Origin of the sequence: Psychromonas sp. SA13A, from assembly GCF_011378715.1 — a bacterium.
Taxonomy (GTDB): Bacteria; Pseudomonadota; Gammaproteobacteria; order Enterobacterales; family Psychromonadaceae; genus Psychromonas.
Map to the genome: position 1 here is coordinate 1 of NZ_WTKU01000014.1, position 18,365 is coordinate 18,365.

The 18,365-nt window shown below is 39.4% G+C and carries 18 protein-coding genes; 5 read left to right on the forward strand and 13 right to left on the reverse strand.

Translation table 11 applies throughout. The features are described 5' to 3' along the window. The first annotated feature begins 65 nt into the window (after positions 1-65). Positions 66-1,016 (forward strand): IS1595 family transposase, encoded by a 951-nt coding sequence (locus tag GQR44_RS12725; RefSeq protein WP_166372148.1) that lies wholly within the window; start codon positions 66-68, stop codon positions 1,014-1,016. Between the two features lie 215 nt (positions 1,017-1,231). On the opposite strand, the gene GQR44_RS12730 is transcribed toward GQR44_RS12725, so the two are convergent. The 13 genes from GQR44_RS12730 to GQR44_RS12790 all read right to left on the reverse strand — a co-directional run bounded on the left by GQR44_RS12730 (position 1,232) and on the right by GQR44_RS12790 (position 15,393). Next, on the reverse strand, positions 1,232-1,726 hold the full coding sequence (locus GQR44_RS12730; protein WP_166372221.1) for a CreA family protein: 495 nt from the start codon (positions 1,724-1,726) through the stop codon (positions 1,232-1,234). A gap of 35 nt (positions 1,727-1,761) precedes the next feature. Beyond that, entirely contained in the window at positions 1,762-2,538 is a 777-nt protein-coding gene (locus GQR44_RS12735) for a Zn-ribbon-containing protein (protein WP_166372149.1), read from the reverse strand. A gap of 2 nt (positions 2,539-2,540) precedes the next feature. Then, complete coding sequence (locus tag GQR44_RS12740) at positions 2,541-2,885, reverse strand: hypothetical protein (RefSeq protein WP_166372150.1); 345 nt, start codon at positions 2,883-2,885, stop codon at positions 2,541-2,543. Between the two features lie 12 nt (positions 2,886-2,897). Beyond that, on the reverse strand, positions 2,898-3,218 hold the full coding sequence (locus GQR44_RS12745; protein WP_240923653.1) for a DUF3301 domain-containing protein: 321 nt from the start codon (positions 3,216-3,218) through the stop codon (positions 2,898-2,900). Positions 3,219-3,231: 13 nt separating this feature from the next. Then, on the reverse strand, positions 3,232-4,350 hold the full coding sequence (locus GQR44_RS12750; protein ID WP_166372151.1) for a DUF3549 family protein: 1,119 nt from the start codon (positions 4,348-4,350) through the stop codon (positions 3,232-3,234). A gap of 340 nt (positions 4,351-4,690) precedes the next feature. Beyond that, positions 4,691-5,095 carry a hypothetical protein gene (locus GQR44_RS12755; RefSeq protein WP_166372152.1) on the reverse strand — a complete coding sequence of 135 codons (405 nt, stop codon included), beginning with the start codon at positions 5,093-5,095 and terminating at the stop codon, positions 4,691-4,693. 335 nt (positions 5,096-5,430) lie between these two features. Further along, positions 5,431-6,102, reverse strand: coding sequence for a PEP-CTERM sorting domain-containing protein (locus GQR44_RS12760; protein ID WP_166372153.1), 672 nt, complete (start codon positions 6,100-6,102; stop codon positions 5,431-5,433). A gap of 557 nt (positions 6,103-6,659) precedes the next feature. Further along, positions 6,660-8,567, reverse strand: a complete 1,908-nt coding sequence (locus tag GQR44_RS12765; protein ID WP_346774354.1) for a propionyl-CoA synthetase — start codon at positions 8,565-8,567, stop codon at positions 6,660-6,662. Positions 8,568-8,783: 216 nt separating this feature from the next. After that, positions 8,784-9,989 (reverse strand): 2-methylaconitate cis-trans isomerase PrpF, encoded by a 1,206-nt coding sequence (prpF, locus tag GQR44_RS12770; RefSeq protein ID WP_166372155.1) that lies wholly within the window; start codon positions 9,987-9,989, stop codon positions 8,784-8,786. After that, on the reverse strand, positions 9,982-12,618 hold the full coding sequence (gene acnD / locus GQR44_RS12775; protein WP_166372223.1) for a Fe/S-dependent 2-methylisocitrate dehydratase AcnD: 2,637 nt from the start codon (positions 12,616-12,618) through the stop codon (positions 9,982-9,984). The genes prpF and acnD overlap by 8 nt, the downstream gene beginning before the upstream one ends. Then, positions 12,615-13,763: a 2-methylcitrate synthase gene (gene prpC, locus GQR44_RS12780; protein ID WP_166372156.1), complete on the reverse strand. Its 1,149-nt coding sequence runs from the start codon at positions 13,761-13,763 to the stop codon at positions 12,615-12,617. The genes acnD and prpC overlap by 4 nt, the downstream gene beginning before the upstream one ends. 90 nt (positions 13,764-13,853) lie before the next feature. Next, positions 13,854-14,726: a methylisocitrate lyase gene (gene prpB / locus GQR44_RS12785; RefSeq protein ID WP_166372157.1), complete on the reverse strand. Its 873-nt coding sequence runs from the start codon at positions 14,724-14,726 to the stop codon at positions 13,854-13,856. A 4-nt stretch (positions 14,727-14,730) separates the two neighbouring features. Next, positions 14,731-15,393: a GntR family transcriptional regulator gene (locus tag GQR44_RS12790; protein WP_166372158.1), complete on the reverse strand. Its 663-nt coding sequence runs from the start codon at positions 15,391-15,393 to the stop codon at positions 14,731-14,733. Between the two features lie 365 nt (positions 15,394-15,758). On the opposite strand from GQR44_RS12790, the gene GQR44_RS12795 reads away from it, so the two are divergent. The 4 genes from GQR44_RS12795 to GQR44_RS12810 all read left to right on the forward strand — a co-directional run bounded on the left by GQR44_RS12795 (position 15,759) and on the right by GQR44_RS12810 (position 18,360). Further along, positions 15,759-16,115, forward strand: a complete 357-nt coding sequence (locus GQR44_RS12795; protein ID WP_166372159.1) for a YqcC family protein — start codon at positions 15,759-15,761, stop codon at positions 16,113-16,115. Position 16,116: 1 nt separating this feature from the next. Then, positions 16,117-17,049, forward strand: a complete 933-nt coding sequence (truC, locus tag GQR44_RS12800; protein WP_346774353.1) for a tRNA pseudouridine(65) synthase TruC — start codon at positions 16,117-16,119, stop codon at positions 17,047-17,049. A 2-nt stretch (positions 17,050-17,051) separates the two neighbouring features. Continuing rightward, on the forward strand, positions 17,052-17,885 hold the full coding sequence (locus GQR44_RS12805; protein WP_166372160.1) for a hypothetical protein: 834 nt from the start codon (positions 17,052-17,054) through the stop codon (positions 17,883-17,885). 148 nt (positions 17,886-18,033) lie between these two features. After that, positions 18,034-18,360 (forward strand): hypothetical protein, encoded by a 327-nt coding sequence (locus tag GQR44_RS12810; RefSeq protein WP_166372161.1) that lies wholly within the window; start codon positions 18,034-18,036, stop codon positions 18,358-18,360. The last annotated feature ends 5 nt before the right edge of the window (positions 18,361-18,365 follow it).

An 18,365-nucleotide genomic window follows, 5' to 3' on the forward strand; every position in this document is an offset into this window, starting at 1 on the left:
GGCTCTGTTCCTGTTAATTGTTGTCTATACTTATAAGTGATCATAACGTATTAAAGGTAAAGACTATGAATACTAAATCGTTCGTTCAAAACCTTAACCAAATAACTGCAGCACTTATATCCATGACACCAGCGCAAAGAGAGGTAGTTCATCAATCAATTCGAGAATCTCAAGTCGAATTACCCACCAATGAACTATTTCAACCTATTTTTGATACCTCTTCTTCTTGCCCTCATTGCACTTCAACACATTTAAGAAAATGGGGGAAGTCAGGAGAAACACAAAGATATCGATGTAATCATTGTGCTAAGACCTTTAATATTAAGACAAAAACACCGTTAGCTAGATTAAGAAAATGTCATCTATGGGAAGAGTATGCACGCTGTATGGAGCTAAAGTTAACACTTCGTCAAGCAGCTTCTATTTGTCACATTAATCTAAAAACTGCTTTCTTATGGCGACATCGCTTTTTAATGGCTAATACAGCTAAAACACAAGATAAATTATCAGGAATAATTGAAGTTGATGAATTCTTTATGGCGTATTCTGAAAAAGGCTCTAAAAAGCTAACCAGAGGGCGAAAAGCGAGGAAACGCGGAGGTGATGCAGATAAAAGAACAAAGGATGATCAAGTTGCGATATTACTTTCAATTGATCGCAGTAAACATATAGTTAATAAGGTGTTAGCAGCGGATACAGCTTCAGAAATAGAAGCGAATTTCGAACCACATATCCTAAGTAACTCCGTACTTTGTAGTGATGGTGCATGGCCTTATGTGAATATTGCAGAGCACAAGAATTGTGTTCATAAACGATTAATCAATGGGAAAAATAGAGTAATAGAAAACATTTACCACATCCAAACCGTTAATGGTGCAATCACTCACTTTAAGAGTTGGGTGGTAGGCAAAATGAAAGGGGTGGCGACTAAGTATTTACCGCATTATCTAACTTGGTTTAGAGAAAGTAGCGCAAAGTATGATTTTCAACAAATTTTACTCGCCGCTTATAGGTGACAACAGTGTAATGGAACAGAGCCATTTTTTAGTATTTATTTGTTTAAATAAAAAGTGTTTGTTAATAAAAAAAGTTAAATCGTAACAAGCATTACCCACTAAGTTGTAAACACTGCATTAATAAAAGTACTCGTAAATAATACACTAATAAAAAACCTCAATGAGTGGTCGCTCATTGAGGTTTTTGTATTTCTAAGGTTTGTTCTTGTATATTGTTATAGTGCTTTTTCTGTTGGCTCTTGTTTTGCCGCCACTTCTTTTGTCATTTGGTAAGCATCTGTACCCCATAACGGCACAGTTGAAAGGCTATGTTTGAAACTGCCTGATGTCTCCTTAGTAGAGTAAGAAACATACATTAGGGTTTGGTTTTCTGGATCATATACACGTCTAATTTTCATGGTTTTGAAAAAGATGCTTTTTGATTTTTTAAACACAACATCACCCGATTTACTTTTATCTATTTCAGCGATCATTGCTGAGGTGATAGGACCCGTTTGTCTACATGCTATCGAACTATCACTTGGGTCTGAAAAGCTCAGGTCCGCTTCTATTGACGCAACATGACAAGTCACTCCGGTAACAATAGGATCTTTTAACATATTGAGTTTAATATCTTGAGTAGTGAATAAACCTAAGCTGACATCACCGACTTCATCTTGCGAGCAGCCTCGTAATACAAAGAAACCGACCACGATCAGCACTATTATCATTGCCACTATTTTTAATTTTTTTAACATATTATTTCCTATTTTTTGAAATCCCAAGATAGATTAGATACTAACTGGCATTGATCGCATTTAAAATCAAAAATATCAAATAACGGTATTTTTAATCGCCACTCTCCACCACAGCTTGGACAAGGTCTTTCTTGTTCTTGCTTTAAAGATTCGCCTGCAACACGGTACAAATAATAATAAGTAGGTACTTTAGTTATATATTGAATGCGTTTGCATAAATTGCTGCCACGATGGAAAAATTTACTACTGATGTCACCTAATTCTTTTAAGGCTGCACTAGAAACTGCAGAGCCATTCATTTGTAATTCATCTAAATTCACCCACTCTTCTTGCCACTTTATCGCGCTTTTACGGTCGCCATTACTAATTTCTTCAGGCGTTCGGTAAAGTGGAATAGGGGCTAATGTTTCACCGCAGCGAATCGGTGAGCATGTATCTAAAAAAGTGGTATATAAAATCTGCCAACTAGGGGTAAAGTTAGTCGCGCACTGTTGCGAGTTTAAATCTTCGGCAATGGTTTTTATTTTAGGTGAAAGTAAACCTGCTTTGGTGAGACCCTCTAATGCGTGATTAACCTGCGGGCTATTAAAGCGGGCACTTAAACTCTGTTCCTCTGGGCAAACCAATCGTGTGGTAAATATTGCGCCTTGCATGGCAACAGGAAACTCCCTACCGAGAATTTGTCCATTATACCGTAACATGTCTAAATAATTATTAATGGCCCGTTCAACACTTGCATATTGCGTATCCTGGTAACATTCAAAGCTTAATTCCTTAATAAACACTATTATTCTTCCATCGCAATATCAGAAGTATTTTTGATACGCTCTTTGAGTGTGTCAATTTGTACTTTTAACGTATTGATCTCTTCTTTGAGCGGGTTAATTGCCAGTGCTATTTTACTGTTGATAATCTCATCAATACTACCATTTACGGATTGAGAAGTTGCTCCCGTTAAGGAAGGTTCAGTAGGAATATCTATTTGTTTATTAGGGTTATCTTGCCATAGCTTTAAACCTTGTATAATTGCAGGCAAGGGGGTGTTTTTAGGTAAACGCGCTTTAATTAAAGCGGTATTAGGTGTTTTGCCTTCTTTAGCAAGTTGTTGGGCAACTAAGATAATGCGATCCATGAAGTGACCTTTTTAATATAATGTATTTTCATCGTCTACAAAACGATAAGCGGGCAGTTGAAAGCGCGGTTTCACTAAACCATTCAATGTTAATGTACCTTGGTAGCTATCGGTTCCATCGCTACTGAATTCAAAAATGAAACTCGCTTGTAAGAAATCGCTGCCTAATTTGAAATTAAAACGAGAACGAGCGACGGAAAGAAGCTGTAAATCAAGTTTATTACAGTGTTGTTCTATTAACGTTTTAGCAAGCTCAGATTGTTGGCGCAACCGCCATACGGTGGTACCAATCAACACCATGCCAAGAATAAACAACAAATCCCACATAATCATTCTTAACTCGCTTTTAAGTGTTTGCTTTTAGGCCTGAAAATAATAAACCAATAGCCTCTGATAACGCAGGCGAACGGGCAGTTAAACGTAATTGTTTTAATACTTTATCTCTTAATGAGGGGATAGCGACCAAATCAGCAAAAAGTTGTGGAAATAGTGCTTTATGGTGATTCGCTAACGATTCAAAGTATCGGTTTAATAAGGTTTCATCTTCTAATTGTTTCCAACAGCGTCCTGCTATTGTGATGTACCAATCTGCTTGATGTATTAATTGCGATGAAAACTGATCATTTAAAAGCTGTTTAATAGTCGCCTGCTCATTTTTATTTTCTAAGCTACTTGCAGAGCTACTTTCTATGTCACTTTCTAGATTATTTTCTGTAGCACTTGCTGTGCTGCTTGCTAACGCTCTTAATAATAAGATAGCACTAGTTTCTTGCCCTTGTTGCAAGCGTTTATTTGCCTGCTGTGCAATGCTGATAGCCAGGTCATTGCTTATCTGTGTTTGATTTTCAAGGCACAAAGATAGAGTTTGTAGAGGTTGCTCAGGTAGATAATCCAAGGCATCAATTATTTTCTGCTGGTTATTATCATGATCTAAACGAGCTGCTAAATCAGCAAAACCTTGTAAACCTAAGTTTTGCCAATCCTGCCAGTCACCTTGTCCTGAAAAATAATGTTGGATAGGTGCATAAAAAGACGACGCAGGACGAATAAAGGCGCTATTTATATTGGCATTGAAAATGGCAAGTTTTTCAGCGCTTGGTTTAAATACAAAAGGGTTACTAGCCAGCCTTTCTTGTAATTTATCACTAACATCTGCCGTAAGGTCTTCGCCCATCGCTTCAACGACCATTCGAATAAAGCTTGTCTGCGCGGTTATTTTTATTAGTCCTTGTTCGTCTAAAGGCATTTTTAAAAACCAAATAAAATGTTCTTTTTGATCCGCGACTTGCCAAAATGTTAATGCAATGAAAGCATGCTGCTGAATCGGGAAAGGGTAGGCCATTTCATTTTTAGCTATTTTTTGGAATTCGCTGTTATTAATTTTTTGCACAATACGTCCTAAATCATACGCTCGATATTGGCATTGGGCTTGTTCTAAAAAATCAGTCAGTGTATTCATGCTCATAGAAAGGCTATCTTAGTAATTAATGGAGGGATGATTATATACAGGTCTGCACAAGACCTCTATGCCGTTATGTCTAACTCTCCGTAATTTGAAATAAAAAGGCAGACAATCAATACCATTATTCACTATCATGAACCAGTATCGTTAATTAATACTAGTAAATATTTCACTCAAATAAAGGATTAAATATGCATATTTATTCGCCTATATTGAAGGGCTCTATTAATTGGGCTATGGACTAAATGCTAGGTAAAAGTATTAACTTAGAATATTGCTATCCATATTATTGTTAGTTGATTGTTGCCGGCTTACGAATATTAATATGGATATGAAATCTAAATTAAGAGAGCGATTTTAAAGAACGAAGAAACAAGCCTAAACCGCCGACCGCTAACACTAGAATTACGATCAGGTCAAAAGATGACATGCTATGTAAACTAAAGCGAATTGATGAAATAACACCAAAAATTAAAGCGGTGATAGAGCCTATGGCAAGTAACCAGCCTAGGATGTTTTTAGCATTATAAAAGATCATGCCAATTCCTAGTATAAAAGGGATCATAATCGTTCCGCCGGTAATGCCTATGCCACTGCCGAAACTATGTAGACTATAAATGCGCGAACTTAAGCCAAAATTTGATGAGACAGTGATTGCATTAAGTAACATATAAAAGCCTCCACACATCATGATTAAGCCAATAAAAAAATGCCCGATACCACCAGAGTTTCCTCCTGCTCCATTCATTGTTTATTTCCTTTTTATTTTGTTCTTTATGTTATCGATACTAGGGATATAGTTATGATTTTAAATCAGCTTAAGTGTAAACCTAAATCATATACAAAGAGTAATTTACATTGTTATTACTTTCAAATTATTATTTCAGAATTGGTTGCGCTTGTTACTTGAAGCTAAGCTTGAGTTCAAGACTACAATTGCTCTGTAAATATTTTTTTAGACTCGTGGATAAAGCAAGATAAGGCGAGAGCTTTTTATATTAAACAGTAGACATAAAAAAGCCCCGTTAATTAACGAGGCTAAATAATATTATTAATTTCTAGATTCGCATAATAAATTCAGTTTTATTTAGATTGCTTTTTTTTACGAGACCAGCCTAAACCAAGTAAACCCATACCAAATAAAGCAATTGAAGCAGGCTCAGGAATCGACGATACTTTACCAAATATTTTTTGTGCTATGCCAAAATTCACTTGAGACGGATTTCCAGCAAAGTCAGTATTATAAAAAGCTGAAGGAATTATTGTCCCTGCAATAGTCAAGTTCGTTGCTTGTGAAAAGTTATGATGTTGGGCTAAAAAATAATTGCCCTCAGATAATTTGATATCTAAATTTGAAATTAAAAATGAAATTATATCAAGATCACCAAGTATACCATTTATTTGATACTGAGATGTTGATGCCTCTATTGTTGCTTCATAAGTTACCGCACCTAAATCAGCGTTAGATTCTATTTGACCTGTTGTATTTTGGGCTTCAAATATTTTCCATGTTGTTGATTGATAATTTGCATTGCCTACCGATTTTGTATCAACTGCAAAAAATTCAAAACCAGTTATTGTCCAGTCAGTAGATGCTGTGAAAGCAGATACTGCCCACCATTGCTCTGCACCATTACAGCCTTGTGCTACACATTGCTCAGAGTCATAATTTGGTGCACCCGTATCTAATAAAATGCCTGCATTAACGGTTATGCTAGCAAATAACAAAACAAACATGCTTATAATTTTATTCATATTTTAATTCCTTGGCTTTAATTTCTACCCTAATAGTAATATCTAATGCAATTATTGTTCCTGTTTTTTAAGCGTATGATTTTATGAGTTTAAATTTAACTTTATATTAAGTATTAGTAATAGTGTAAAAATAACTGACACTTTTTGATGGTCATATTCGGTATTTTTTACTTTTAAAGCCAAATAACCACTAAGGCACGAAGGGTGGGGAGGTTAGGTCGAAACAATAATTTTTACTCTTTTTAGGATTTCTTCGTGCTCTTCGTGAAGCGCAGCGCTTCGTGGTTGCTTATGCTCTTCGGTGTTTTAAAATCAAAAATAAAAAGCAAATTAACCACGAAGGCACGAAGAGTAAAGAAGTAAGAGCAAAACAATAAATACAAGGGAATTATTTTTAGTTTTTTGCTTCGTGTTCTTCGTGGTTGCTTGAGTTTTTAAAGTCAAAAGGCAATGAACCACGAAGGCACCAAGGGTAAAGAAGATAAGCTCTAAACAATAAATATAATAGCAACTACTACAGCGTTTATTGTTTAGTTTTTCTTCGTGTTTACGTGAATCTAAATTTGTCTGTTTTGATTAAACACATTCTCTATCTCAGTCAAACTAGTTGGATCGTCAATGGTTGATGGCGTGACGTATTTTTCTCCATCAGCAACCTGTTTAATTGTTCGACGTAATACTTTCCCCGAGCGTGTTTTAGGCAAGCGATTAACAATCACTACTTTTCTAAAGCTCGCCACCGCGCCTATTTCATCGCGCATTTTTTGTAATAACTCTTTTTCCACATTACCATCTACTGAATAGTGGCCATCTTTGAGTACTACAAAGCCAAAGGGGATCTGTCCTTTTAATTCGTCATGCGCACCAATTACGGCACATTCGGCGACATCATCATGAGCACTCAAGATTTCTTCCATCTCACCGGTAGATAAACGATGCCCTGCCACATTAATTACATCATCGGTTCTGCCCATCACAAACAAGTAACCGTCGGAATCAATATAGCCACCGTCACCGGAAACATAATAACCAGGAAACTGTGTTAAATAACCACTTTGAAAGCGATCATGGTTACGCCAAACCGTTGCTAAACAACCCGGTGGTAAGGGTAATTTTATAACAATAATGCCCTGTGTATTAACGGGAACTTGATCACCTAGTTCATCTAAAATTTGCACATCAAAACCTGGGGTTGGTTTAGTCGAAGAACCAGGTTTCAATGGAAATTTTTCCAAACCAAGGGGATTGCCTGAAATAGCCCAACCCGTTTCCGTTTGCCACCAATGATCGACCACTGGTCGCTGCGTTTTTTGCTCTACCCATTTTAAAGTGGGTGGATCTAAACGCTCGCCGGCCATAAAGATGGTACGTAATGCAGGCATCGGATATTGCTTAATCAATTCGCCCTCAGGATCTTCTTTTTTAATCGCTCTAAATGCAGTCGGAGCAGAAAATAAAATATTAACATGGTGTTCTTCACACACTCGCCAGAAAGCCGCTGGATCAGGTGTTCTAACTGGTTTTCCTTCATACAATACGGTGGTGCAGCCGTGAATAAGCGGAGCGTAAACAATATAAGAATGTCCTACTACCCAACCAACATCCGAAGCCGCCCAAAATACGTCCCCCGGTTTTGCGTTATAAATTGTCGACATACTGTACTTCATTGAGACTGCATGTCCGCCATGTTCACGTACCACGCCCTTCGGTTTTCCGGTTGTACCAGAGGTATATAATACATAAAGCGGATCGTTTGCATTCACGGGCACGCAATCATGTGCCATGGATTTTTCTAATTGTAAGGACCAATCTAAATCACGATCTTCTACTCCTGGGTTGCTGTTAAGCTCAGCAGGGCATTGTTCACGCTGCAATACGATCACTTTTTCAGGTTTCCAGCGACTGTCCATGATCGCTTTATTGACCATTGGCATATAAGGAATGATTTTTTGTACTTCGATTCCACAGGACGCGGTCATAATCACTTTTGGCTCTGCATCTTCGAGTCTAATCGCTAATTCATTTGCAGCAAAACCACCAAATACCACTGAATGTATTGCGCCCAAGCGGGCACAGGCAAGCATCGCCATTACAGCTTCTGGGATCATTGGCATATAAATAATAACGCGATCCCCTTTAACAACACCCAGATCAGCAAGCATACCTGCGGTACGAGCCACTTGATCGGTTAATTGTTGATAGCTGTAATGTTGCTTTTTCCCAGTGACCGGCGAATCATAGATCAAGGCTGTTTGCTCTGCTCGACCATTAATTACGTGATAATCTAAGGCAAGGAAACAGGTATTTAATTGGCCATCTGCATACCAACGGTCGATGCCGTTTTCATCTTTTTGTAAGATAGTTTTTGGAAACTTATACCATTCAATTGCTTTTGCTTGCTCTTCCCAAAATTTTTCTGGATTATTTTTCGCTTGCTCAAATTCTTTTTGATATGCAGACATAATTATCTTCCTTTTAATTAATCATGATAAAGAGGTATTGTGGTTGCGTTATCATCAATAACTATTCAATAGCTATAAATTAACCACGCAATAGTCATTAACATCAGATAGTGATGACAACGACCTCTTTTATCTGGCCTAATTTTCTGTTGATACGTTTCCTTTGCATGCCAGCCATTATTGATAGTGGCTAGCAGTCGATTGATGCTAAAGCGCCTTTTATATTGTTGATGCAGGCACTCTTACCCAACCTTCCATTAATATTCGAGCACTACGACTCATTGTTGCTTTCTCAACAATCCATTGACCCTGTTGTTGGGTCGCTTTGGCTCCTACCTTTAAAGTCCCCGAAGGGTGTCCAAAGGTGATTGATTGATGCTCGCCTCCTCCTGCCGCAATATTCACTAATGTGCCAGGTATCGCAGCTGCAGTACCAATTGCTACGGCAGCTGTTCCCATCATCGCATGGTGTAATTTACCCATTGATAACGCTCGTACATTGAGGTCAATCTGCGCCTTGCTGATCTGTTTGCCACTTGAAGCAACATAATCATGAGCAGGGCTGACAAATGCTATTTTTGGCGTATGTTGACGTGAAGCCGCTTCATCTAAGTGCTTAATTAAGCCCATTTTCAAAGCCGCATGGGCACGAATCGTTTCAAATTTTTGCAGTGCATCGGGATCAGAATTAATGACATCTTGTCCTTCAGTACCGAGATAACCCAAAGCTTTGGCCTCTAAAAATACCGTAGCGATACCTGCGTTAATCATGGTCGCATCAAAAGTGCCAATATCAGGAACATGTAATTGATCCACCAAATTATTGGTTGGAAACATAGAATTGTCCGCATCTGAGGGATCGACAAATTCCACTACAATTTCCGCAGCAGGGAAGGTCACGCCATCTAATTCAAAATCACCAATTTCTTGTACTTGGCCATTACAAATAGGGATATGCGCAATAATAGTTTTACTGATATTAACTTGCCATATTCGTACCACTGCAAAACCATTGTAAGGAATATTAGCCGGTTCAATCAGGCCCGCATGGATAGCAAATGCACCCACGGCAGCAGACAAATTGCCGCAATTACCACTCCAGTCGATAAAGGCTTTATCAATTGCAACTTGCCCAAATAGGTAATCAACATCGTGATCGGCTTTATCACTTTCAGAAACAATGACCGTTTTACTGGTACTAGATGTTGCTCCACCTAAGCCGTCTGTTTGTTTGCCGTAGGGATCTGGGCTACCGATAACACGCAACAACAATGCATCGCGTGCTTGTCCTGCTTGCTGTGCAACTTCAGGAAGATCATGCAGATTAAAAAATAATCCTTTACTGGTGCCCCCACGCATATAAGTCGCTGCTATTTTGATCTGAGGTTGAAATGTTTTTGCAGCGCTTGTTAACGTATTACTCATGTTCCGCTCCTTGCTGCGATGACTGCAGAAAATCTTCGGCAAAACGTTGTAAAATGCCTCCCGCATCGTAAATAGACACTTCTTCAGCGGTATCAAGACGACATTTTACTGGAACATTTACAACGTCACCGTTAACTCGGTTAATCACTAAAGTAAGTTGCGCGCCAGGGCTACGGTCGCCAATTACATCAAAGGTTTCAGTACCATCAATGGCATAGGTATGGCGATTTTCATTATTAATAAACTCTACTGGAAGCACACCCATACCCACTAAGTTAGTACGATGAATACGCTCAAATCCTTCAGCAACAATCACTTCAACACCAGCTAGACGAACCCCTTTGGCTGCCCAGTCGCGAGAAGAACCTTGTCCATAATCTGCACCGGCGACAATGATCAAAGGTTGTTTACGTTGCATATAGGTTTCAATCGCTTCCCACATACGTTTTACTTCACCCTCAGGCTCAACACGTGCCAGTGAACCCTGTGTTACTTCACCATTATTAGTAACCATTTCGTTAAATAATTTAGGATTAGCAAAGGTGGCACGTTGCGCTGTTAAATGGTCACCTCGATGAGTTGCATAGGAATTAAAATCTACTTCAGGTAATCCCATTTTATCGAGGTAAGCACCCGCTGCACTGTCCAACATAATGGCATTAGAAGGCGATAAGTGATCCGTGGTGATATTGTCTCCGAGCACAGCTAATGGGCGCATGCCTTTTAAAGCGCGCTCACCTGCTAATGCACCTTCCCAATATGGAGGGCGGCGAATATAGGTACTTTGAGGTCGCCAATCATAAAGTGGGTCAATAGCGGTAACGTCATTACCGTAATCAACTTTAATATCAAACATCGGCTCATAGACGGCTCTAAATTGCTCCGGTTTAACACTTTCTTTAATCACTTGATCAATTTCAGCATCACTTGGCCAAATATCTTTTAAAGTGATGTTATTACCTTGAGCGTCAACACCTAGCGCATCTTTTTCTATATCAAAACGTATCGTGCCTGCAATCGCATAAGCCACTACAAGGGGAGGGGAGGCGATAAATGCTTGTTTAGCATAGGGATGAATACGTCCATCAAAGTTACGATTACCGGAAAGCACCGCGGTGCTGTACAGGTCTCGATCAATAATTTCTTGCTGTATTTTAGGATCTAACGCGCCACTCATACCATTACAAGTCGTACAAGCAAAGCCAACAATGCCAAAACCAAGCTGCTCTAATTCAGTTAATAAATTTGCTTCTTCAAGGTATAGTTGGACCGCTTTTGAACCCGGTGCTAAAGAGGTTTTAACCCAAGGTTTGCGGGTTAATCCTAACTTATTGGCATTTCTTGCTAACAACGCTGCCGCAATCACATTGCGTGGGTTAGAGGTATTAGTACAACTGGTAATGGCCGCGATAATACAAGCACCATCGGGCATCTTAGTACTTCCATCCTCATGTTTATCCATTACACCTGCAATACCTTTGCTAACAAGGTCTGCAGTGGCAACACGACGATGCGGGTTAGAAGGTCCTGCGATATTGCGTCCAACGGCAGATAAATCAAAGTTCAGTACACGTTCATACTGCGCTTCTTTTAATGCATCAGCCCAAAGACCTGTTTGTTTTGCATAATTTTCAACGAGTTGTACCTGTTTTTCTTCTCGACCCGTTAGGCGTAAGTAATCGATAGTTTTCTGATCGATATAAAACATGCCAGCAGAAGCCCCAAATTCAGGGGTCATGTTGGAAATAGTTGCTCGGTCACCTAACGTTAAATCAGCTGCACCTTCACCAAAAAACTCTAAATAACAAGATACTACTTTTTGTTGGCGTAGAAACTCTGTGATCGCTAAAACAATATCGGTAGCTGTGATGCCTTCTTGGCGTTTACCAAATAAATTGACGCCTACAATATTAGGTAGGCGCATATAAGAAGGGCGACCTAACATAACGCTTTCTGCTTCTAAGCCTCCCACACCCACTGCAATGACACCCAGTGCATCAACATGTGGTGTATGACTGTCTGTGCCTACTAGTGTATCGGGGAAAGCAACACCGTCTCGGCTTTGAATAACCGGCGACATTTTTTCTAAATTAATTTGATGCATAATGCCGTTGCCGGGTTGGATCACATCAATATTTTCAAAGGCTTTTTTGGTCCAATTGATAAAATGAAAGCGATCTTCATTTCGTCTATCTTCTATCGCTCGGTTTTTTTCAAAGGCATCTTTTTCGAAGCCCGCGTGCTCAACTGCTAATGAATGATCCACAATCAGTTGAGTCGGTACTACTGGATTAACCTTAGCGGGATCGCCACCTTTTGCTGCAATCGCATCGCGTAAACCGGCCAGATCAACCAAGGCTGTTTGACCTAAAATATCATGGCAAACAACACGCGCTGGGTACCAAGGAAAATCTAAATCTTGTTTACGTTCTATTAGCTGTAATAGCGCATCATGCAAATCCTTAGGATCACAACGGCGAACTAAATTTTCAGCGAATACCCGTGAGGTATAAGGTAATTTTTGATAAGCGCCAGGTTTAATCTCATCCACAGCTTGTTGCGTATCAAAATAGTCTATATTGCTGCCTGCTAGCGGTTTGCGATATTGAGTATTGTTCATCACATTTATCCTTGCATTACGGTTGCTTTTTCACGTGTTTCAATAGGAGTGACGACGCGTGGTTCACTGCCCGTATAATCTGCACTTGGACGAATAATACGGTTATTTGAACGTTGCTCCATAATATGAGCTGCCCATCCTGTTAAGCGTGAACAAACAAAAATAGGTGTAAATAATTTAGTAGGAATGCCGAGATAGTTATAAGTTGAAGCATGGAAAAAGTCGGCATTACAAAATAGTTTTTTGGTGTCCCACATAAACTCTTCACAGGCGACGGAAATATCATATAAGCTACTGTCGCCATTTTCTTGAGCGAGTTTTTCAGACCATTTTTTAATAATGATGTTGCGTGGATCTGAGGTTCTGTATACGGCATGGCCAAAGCCCATAATTTTCTCTTTGCGAGCTAACATTTCTGCCATTTTTACTTTAGCGTCCTGTGGCGAACTGAATTTTTCAATCATATCCATTGCCGCTTCATTTGCTCCACCATGAAGGGGGCCACGTAGGGTACCGATAGCACCTGTCACACATGAAAATAGATCTGATAACGTTGATGCACAAACACGAGCTGCAAAGGTAGATGCATTAAATTCGTGCTCCGCATATAAAATGAGGGAAACATCCATCACGCGCTGATGTTGCTTAGAGGCAGTTTCACCATTAAGCAATTTTAGAAAATGTCCACCCAGGCTGTCTTGATCAGTGACACAATCTATTTCAATCCCTTGATGTGAGAATTTATACCAGTAACACATGATCGCAGGGAAAGCCGCCAATAAACGGTTAGCGGCATGTGTCTGTTGAGAAAAATCCTGTTCAGGCTCTAGGTTACCTAAAAATGAACAACCGGTTCTCATTACATCCATCGGGTGTGTATCGGCTGGTATCAGCTTTAATACTGTTTTTAATGCATCTGGCAAATCACGCATTGCAAATAATGTTTTTTTATACTCATCGAGTTGCGCTTGGGTTGGTAGTTCGCCATTAAATAATAAATATGCGACCTCTTCAAAGGTAGTATTCTCAGCAAGATCAGCCACATCATAACCGCAATAAGTTAAACCACTTCCAGACTGTCCGACTGTACATAACTTTGTCTCGCCAGCGCTTTGACCACGTAATCCTGCACCGCCAATATTTTTATCACTCATCATATTTTCCTTAATAGTTGGTATTACTTACTTATTGCGTCTATATAAACTCGCCGTATTTGTTATCTGTTACTTATTATTTATTAATTGCTACTTTTCACTAGAAAAGAGGGCATCTAACTTTTGTTCGTAATCGTGATAACCTAAATAATCATAAAGCTCCATGCGTGTTTGCATGGTATCGATCACTGCTTTTTGGTCACCGTCTGCTAATAGTGTTTTATAGACTAATTCAGCGGCTTTATTCATCGCTCTAAAAGCTGACAGTGGGTACAACACCATTGCGCAACCCCATTCACCTAACTGCTGTTTATTCCATAATTCAGTTTCACCAAATTCAGTAATATTGGCGAGAATAGGCACATCTAATGCGGCTGCAAATGCACGGTAATGTTCTTCAGTTTTTATCGCTTCAGCAAAAATGCCATCGGCGCCTGCAGCAACATAAGCCTGTGCTCGTGTAATGGCTGCTTCTAACCCTTCTTGAGCGAACGCATCGGTACGCGCCATGATGAAGAAATCTTTATCAGTACGAGCATCAACGGCTGATTTAATTCGGTCAACCATCTCTTGCGTTGAAACAATCTCTTTATTAGGACGATGTCCGCAACGTTTTTGAGCTACTTGGTCTTCAATATGAACCGCTGCTGCACCTGCTTTTTCCATATCACGAATAGTTTTTGCAATATTAAATGCGCCGCCCCAGCCAGTATCAATATCCACTAATAGAGGCAAACTAGAGGCTGACGTAATGCGCTGCACATCTGCAATCACATCATTTAAAGAGGTCATGCCTAAATCAGGCAAGCCGTAAGAGGCATTAGCGACACCGCCACCTGAAAGATAAATCGCTTGATGACCAAGTTGCTCTGCCATCATTGCGCAATATGGATTAATGGTGCCCACTACTTGCAGTGGTTTATTATTGCTAATGGCTTGTCTAAATTTTTTACCTGGACTCATGGTGTTACTCCTCTAACAATTCGTTTTCAATTAATAGTCGACTGTTTTTAATATGTCTGCGCATTAACATTTCCGCTAATTCCGGATCGCGTGCTTTGATTGCGTTCAAAATAGCAAAATGTTCGTATAAGGCTTTTTCAGGGCGAGCGTGCGAACGAGGCGATTGATAACGATACATTCTCACTAGGTGATATAACTGGTCGCATAATAGTGCGATCAATTGGTGATTCTTACTGGCTTGAATAATCAAGTAGTGAAAATCAAAGTCGCCTTGTTGATAAAAATATGAAGCACCATCAACCTGTTCTATATGTGATTGATGGCGATTTAATAAATCCTCTAATACTGTTATTTCAGCATCGGTAATATATTTACAAGCAAGATTCGCCGCCATTCCCTCTAGTGCTTCACGTACTGCATAAATTTCTACTAGTTTGTCTAAGCTCAGTGTGACAACGCGAGCACCTACATGAGGAACGCGTTCCACTAAATTTAATGATTCAACACGCATCATTGCTTCACGCAAAGGGCCTCGGCTCACGTCAAAGACACGTGCTAACTCTGGTTCAGATATTTTACTTCCCGGCGGATATTCACCATTGACGATTGCTTCTATCAAGCGAGCCGTTAAATTATCTGATTTTATTGGGTCTTTGTTTTCTATCATAACTCTTCTTATTGTTAACACTATTTGTGTTTTATGCGTAAATAGTAACCCTTTAAATATGATTATCAACAATATTGTCAACAATTGTGGTTTTTTAGCTGATTTGATTTTAAAAGAATCTAGTTGATCACAAAACGGACAATAGTCTTTTTTATATAAAACATTAATCATCTAGAACATAACTAAAAGATGCTGCATCAATGATAAATTTGACGAAGGGTAAAAAGAAACGACAACATGGAGTGAACAGTTGGGGAATATTATTAATAAGATGGGTTGGTAGAGTGAATGTTAATTTTCGCGCTGACTTTGCATCTTGAGGTATCACGGGTATATTAGCCGCTTATTATATAGGCGCCTAAATCATGTCAACTGCAAATACACTAAATCAATCGCTACCTGTAACGTCTGCACTGCTAAAATCGCACCAACTGTTGGACTTATTAGAGCAACTCGCTCTCCTGTTAAAGCATCGAGGATACTGGCAAGATGAAGCGCCCAGCCAACAACAATTAGCCAGTGTTCAACCTTTTGCAATTGATACTTTGACGTTTCCACAATGGCTGCAGTTTATTTTTTTAGTGCGTTTTAAACAGATGCTAAAACAGCCATCAACATTACCATCGACACTCTGTATTGCGCCGATGGCGGCTCAGGTGTTGCCTAACGACGTAGCCATTTTTAAATTATTGTCGACAATCGATTTATTAGTAAGTGAATAATATGACGCAACAAAAAGTAACTGCAGGCATTGAAAGCCCAGACAACCTTGAACAGCCTGACACCCTTGATCAATCAGACAATCTGGAACAGCCTGAAAACCTTGAAAAAACTGACAATTTTGACCATCTAGACAACCTAGATAATATAGAGGGCATGTTAGCCACGGTTGCTGAGCAACAGGATATTAGTGTGCAAAGCAATACACCTGAGTTAGAAATTTTATATCAAGATGATTATGTCGTTGCGATCAACAAACCTTCTGGTTTGCTAGTACATCGTAGTTGGTTGGATACCCACGCCACCGAGTTTGCTGTGCAAAAGCTGCGTGACCAAATCGGTCAACACGTTTATCCAGTACATCGTTTAGACAGACCGACTTCAGGTGTATTGTTATTTGTATTAGACAAAGACAGTGCAAGGCATTTAATGCAGCAGTTTATCGATCAAACTACCGAGAAAAATTATCTTGCCGTGGTTCGAGGTCATCTCGACCAAGGGATTTTAGATTACCCCCTGAAATATCAGTACGATAAAATAGCAGATAAAAAAGCCGATATGACCAAACCTCCGCAGGAGGCCGTGACTGAATACCGCTGTTTAGCTAAAACTGAAATCCCAATTGCTGTTGGCCCTTATCCCGCTTCTCGTTATGCACTGATGGAGCTAATACCTAAAACCGGACGTAAACATCAATTACGCCGACACATGAAGCATTTGCGTCACCCTATTGTTGGTGATACCTCGCACGGAGATGGTAAACACAATACTATGTTCAGAGAGAACTTTGCTATCCATCGTTTATTATTACATGCTGCATACTTGAGTTTTACTCACCCTAAAACAGATCAAAAAATTGAGGTACACGCGCCAATAACCGGTGACTTTTTACGCGTGTTGTCTGATATTAATTTACCTTATAAGTTTAGAGAATAACTATGTTTACAACCTTGAATAAAGTATTACTCGGCCTAGTGTTGATTATGATAGTTGCTTATTTTTTGCAAAATCGCGCTAACACTCCCGAAGCCTGTGCCAATATTGATGGATTATGGGATGCACAAGAAGCCGTGTGTAAAACCCCAACACAACAGGTGATATTCCAATCTTTATCTAAACCTCATCCGGTTGCTATTGTTTACCCTGACAGCGAACGCTTAGTTAGCTTGGATAAAGTTGAACAAATAGAGGATTACGTTTATTTTCGCGGTCATTATGAAACCTTGGTAAAAGCGGCTAGCGACGGTAATGAGGCCGTTTATGATCGTGGATCTGTTTACCTCAATATCAGCAAATTAACATTGTTAGATAAGCACACCAAAGACCTTACTTATTTTGCAGCACCTTTTATTATCAATACTGCTGGGAATAGTGTGTTTGTTTATGTTGGACTTTTTTCTTATGATTTTACTAGCCAGCAAGCCAAACACCTAAGTTCTGTGTTATTGGGGAACCGCATTAAAGAAGAAAAAATTACATTAAAAGAAAGTAGTGTGGTGAAAAATAATGTATTTGTACAAGAAGGCTCAATCCAGGTTAACTTTAAAAGTCTAGGCCCAGATCAAATGGCAGCACAATACCCAACACAACAAAATGAAATAACATTACAGCTGGTGGCATTAGATCCGAAGGATGATAAGAATGCGACCTTTAGACGTATTACCGCGATCCATGAAAGCTGGGACCTTGACCATGACGGTGTTAATGATTGTGAACAACAGGGTAATTGCGATCATACTGTTGATTATTCTAAAGCTAAAGCCGAGCTTTAAAGTACAGCCAGAGACCTAAAGTGCAGCCAGACTCTATAATTAAAACACAGCCTCAGTACACTAGAGATAGTTTAATATGTTAGCGATTATTGCCGATTTGTATTCGCCTCTATTAGCGCTATTTTGTGTGTATTATTTAAGAACAAAGATGAGTAAAAGTTTAGCGTTATCTTTTATCATTGCTTATCTGGCTGTTTATGGTTTCGCTTTCATAGAGTTTCATTTTGGATGGTGGTTAGCAATGGGGGCTAACTTTAGTTCCCATACCGCCGCGGTAATGGTGATAGCCTGTGCGCTATTAAGCTTTAGTTATAGTGTCGGGTTTTATGCATTGCTTAGTGTCCTCATTTATGGCTGGTTGATGACCGTTTTACACTACCATTCATGGTTTGATATTCTCTCAACTATGATCGTTTGTTTGCCTTGCTGGGGGGGCTTTATCATTGCTAAGCGAGCAAGTGCTAAAACTCGCTAACGTAA

What these genes read in the sequence shown, in the direction of transcription:
- GQR44_RS12725 (WP_166372148.1), top strand. Translation starts at nt 66, where the DNA reads ATGAATACTAAATCGTTCGTTCAAAACCTTAACCAAATAACTGCAGCA.
- GQR44_RS12730 (WP_166372221.1), bottom strand. Translation starts at nt 1,726, where the DNA reads ATGATAATAGTGCTGATCGTGGTCGGTTTCTTTGTATTACGAGGCTGC.
- GQR44_RS12740 (WP_166372150.1), bottom strand. Translation starts at nt 2,885, where the DNA reads ATGGATCGCATTATCTTAGTTGCCCAACAACTTGCTAAAGAAGGCAAA.
- GQR44_RS12745 (WP_240923653.1), bottom strand. Translation starts at nt 3,218, where the DNA reads ATGATTATGTGGGATTTGTTGTTTATTCTTGGCATGGTGTTGATTGGT.
- GQR44_RS12750 (WP_166372151.1), bottom strand. Translation starts at nt 4,350, where the DNA reads ATGAGCATGAATACACTGACTGATTTTTTAGAACAAGCCCAATGCCAA.
- GQR44_RS12755 (WP_166372152.1), bottom strand. Translation starts at nt 5,095, where the DNA reads ATGAATGGAGCAGGAGGAAACTCTGGTGGTATCGGGCATTTTTTTATT.
- GQR44_RS12760 (WP_166372153.1), bottom strand. Translation starts at nt 6,102, where the DNA reads ATGAATAAAATTATAAGCATGTTTGTTTTGTTATTTGCTAGCATAACC.
- prpF (WP_166372155.1), bottom strand. Translation starts at nt 9,989, where the DNA reads ATGAGTAATACGTTAACAAGCGCTGCAAAAACATTTCAACCTCAGATC.
- prpC (WP_166372156.1), bottom strand. Translation starts at nt 13,763, where the DNA reads ATGAGTGATAAAAATATTGGCGGTGCAGGATTACGTGGTCAAAGCGCT.
- prpB (WP_166372157.1), bottom strand. Translation starts at nt 14,726, where the DNA reads ATGAGTCCAGGTAAAAAATTTAGACAAGCCATTAGCAATAATAAACCA.
- GQR44_RS12790 (WP_166372158.1), bottom strand. Translation starts at nt 15,393, where the DNA reads ATGATAGAAAACAAAGACCCAATAAAATCAGATAATTTAACGGCTCGC.
- GQR44_RS12795 (WP_166372159.1), top strand. Translation starts at nt 15,759, where the DNA reads ATGTCAACTGCAAATACACTAAATCAATCGCTACCTGTAACGTCTGCA.
- truC (WP_346774353.1), top strand. Translation starts at nt 16,117, where the DNA reads ATGACGCAACAAAAAGTAACTGCAGGCATTGAAAGCCCAGACAACCTT.
- GQR44_RS12805 (WP_166372160.1), top strand. Translation starts at nt 17,052, where the DNA reads ATGTTTACAACCTTGAATAAAGTATTACTCGGCCTAGTGTTGATTATG.
- GQR44_RS12810 (WP_166372161.1), top strand. Translation starts at nt 18,034, where the DNA reads ATGAGTAAAAGTTTAGCGTTATCTTTTATCATTGCTTATCTGGCTGTT.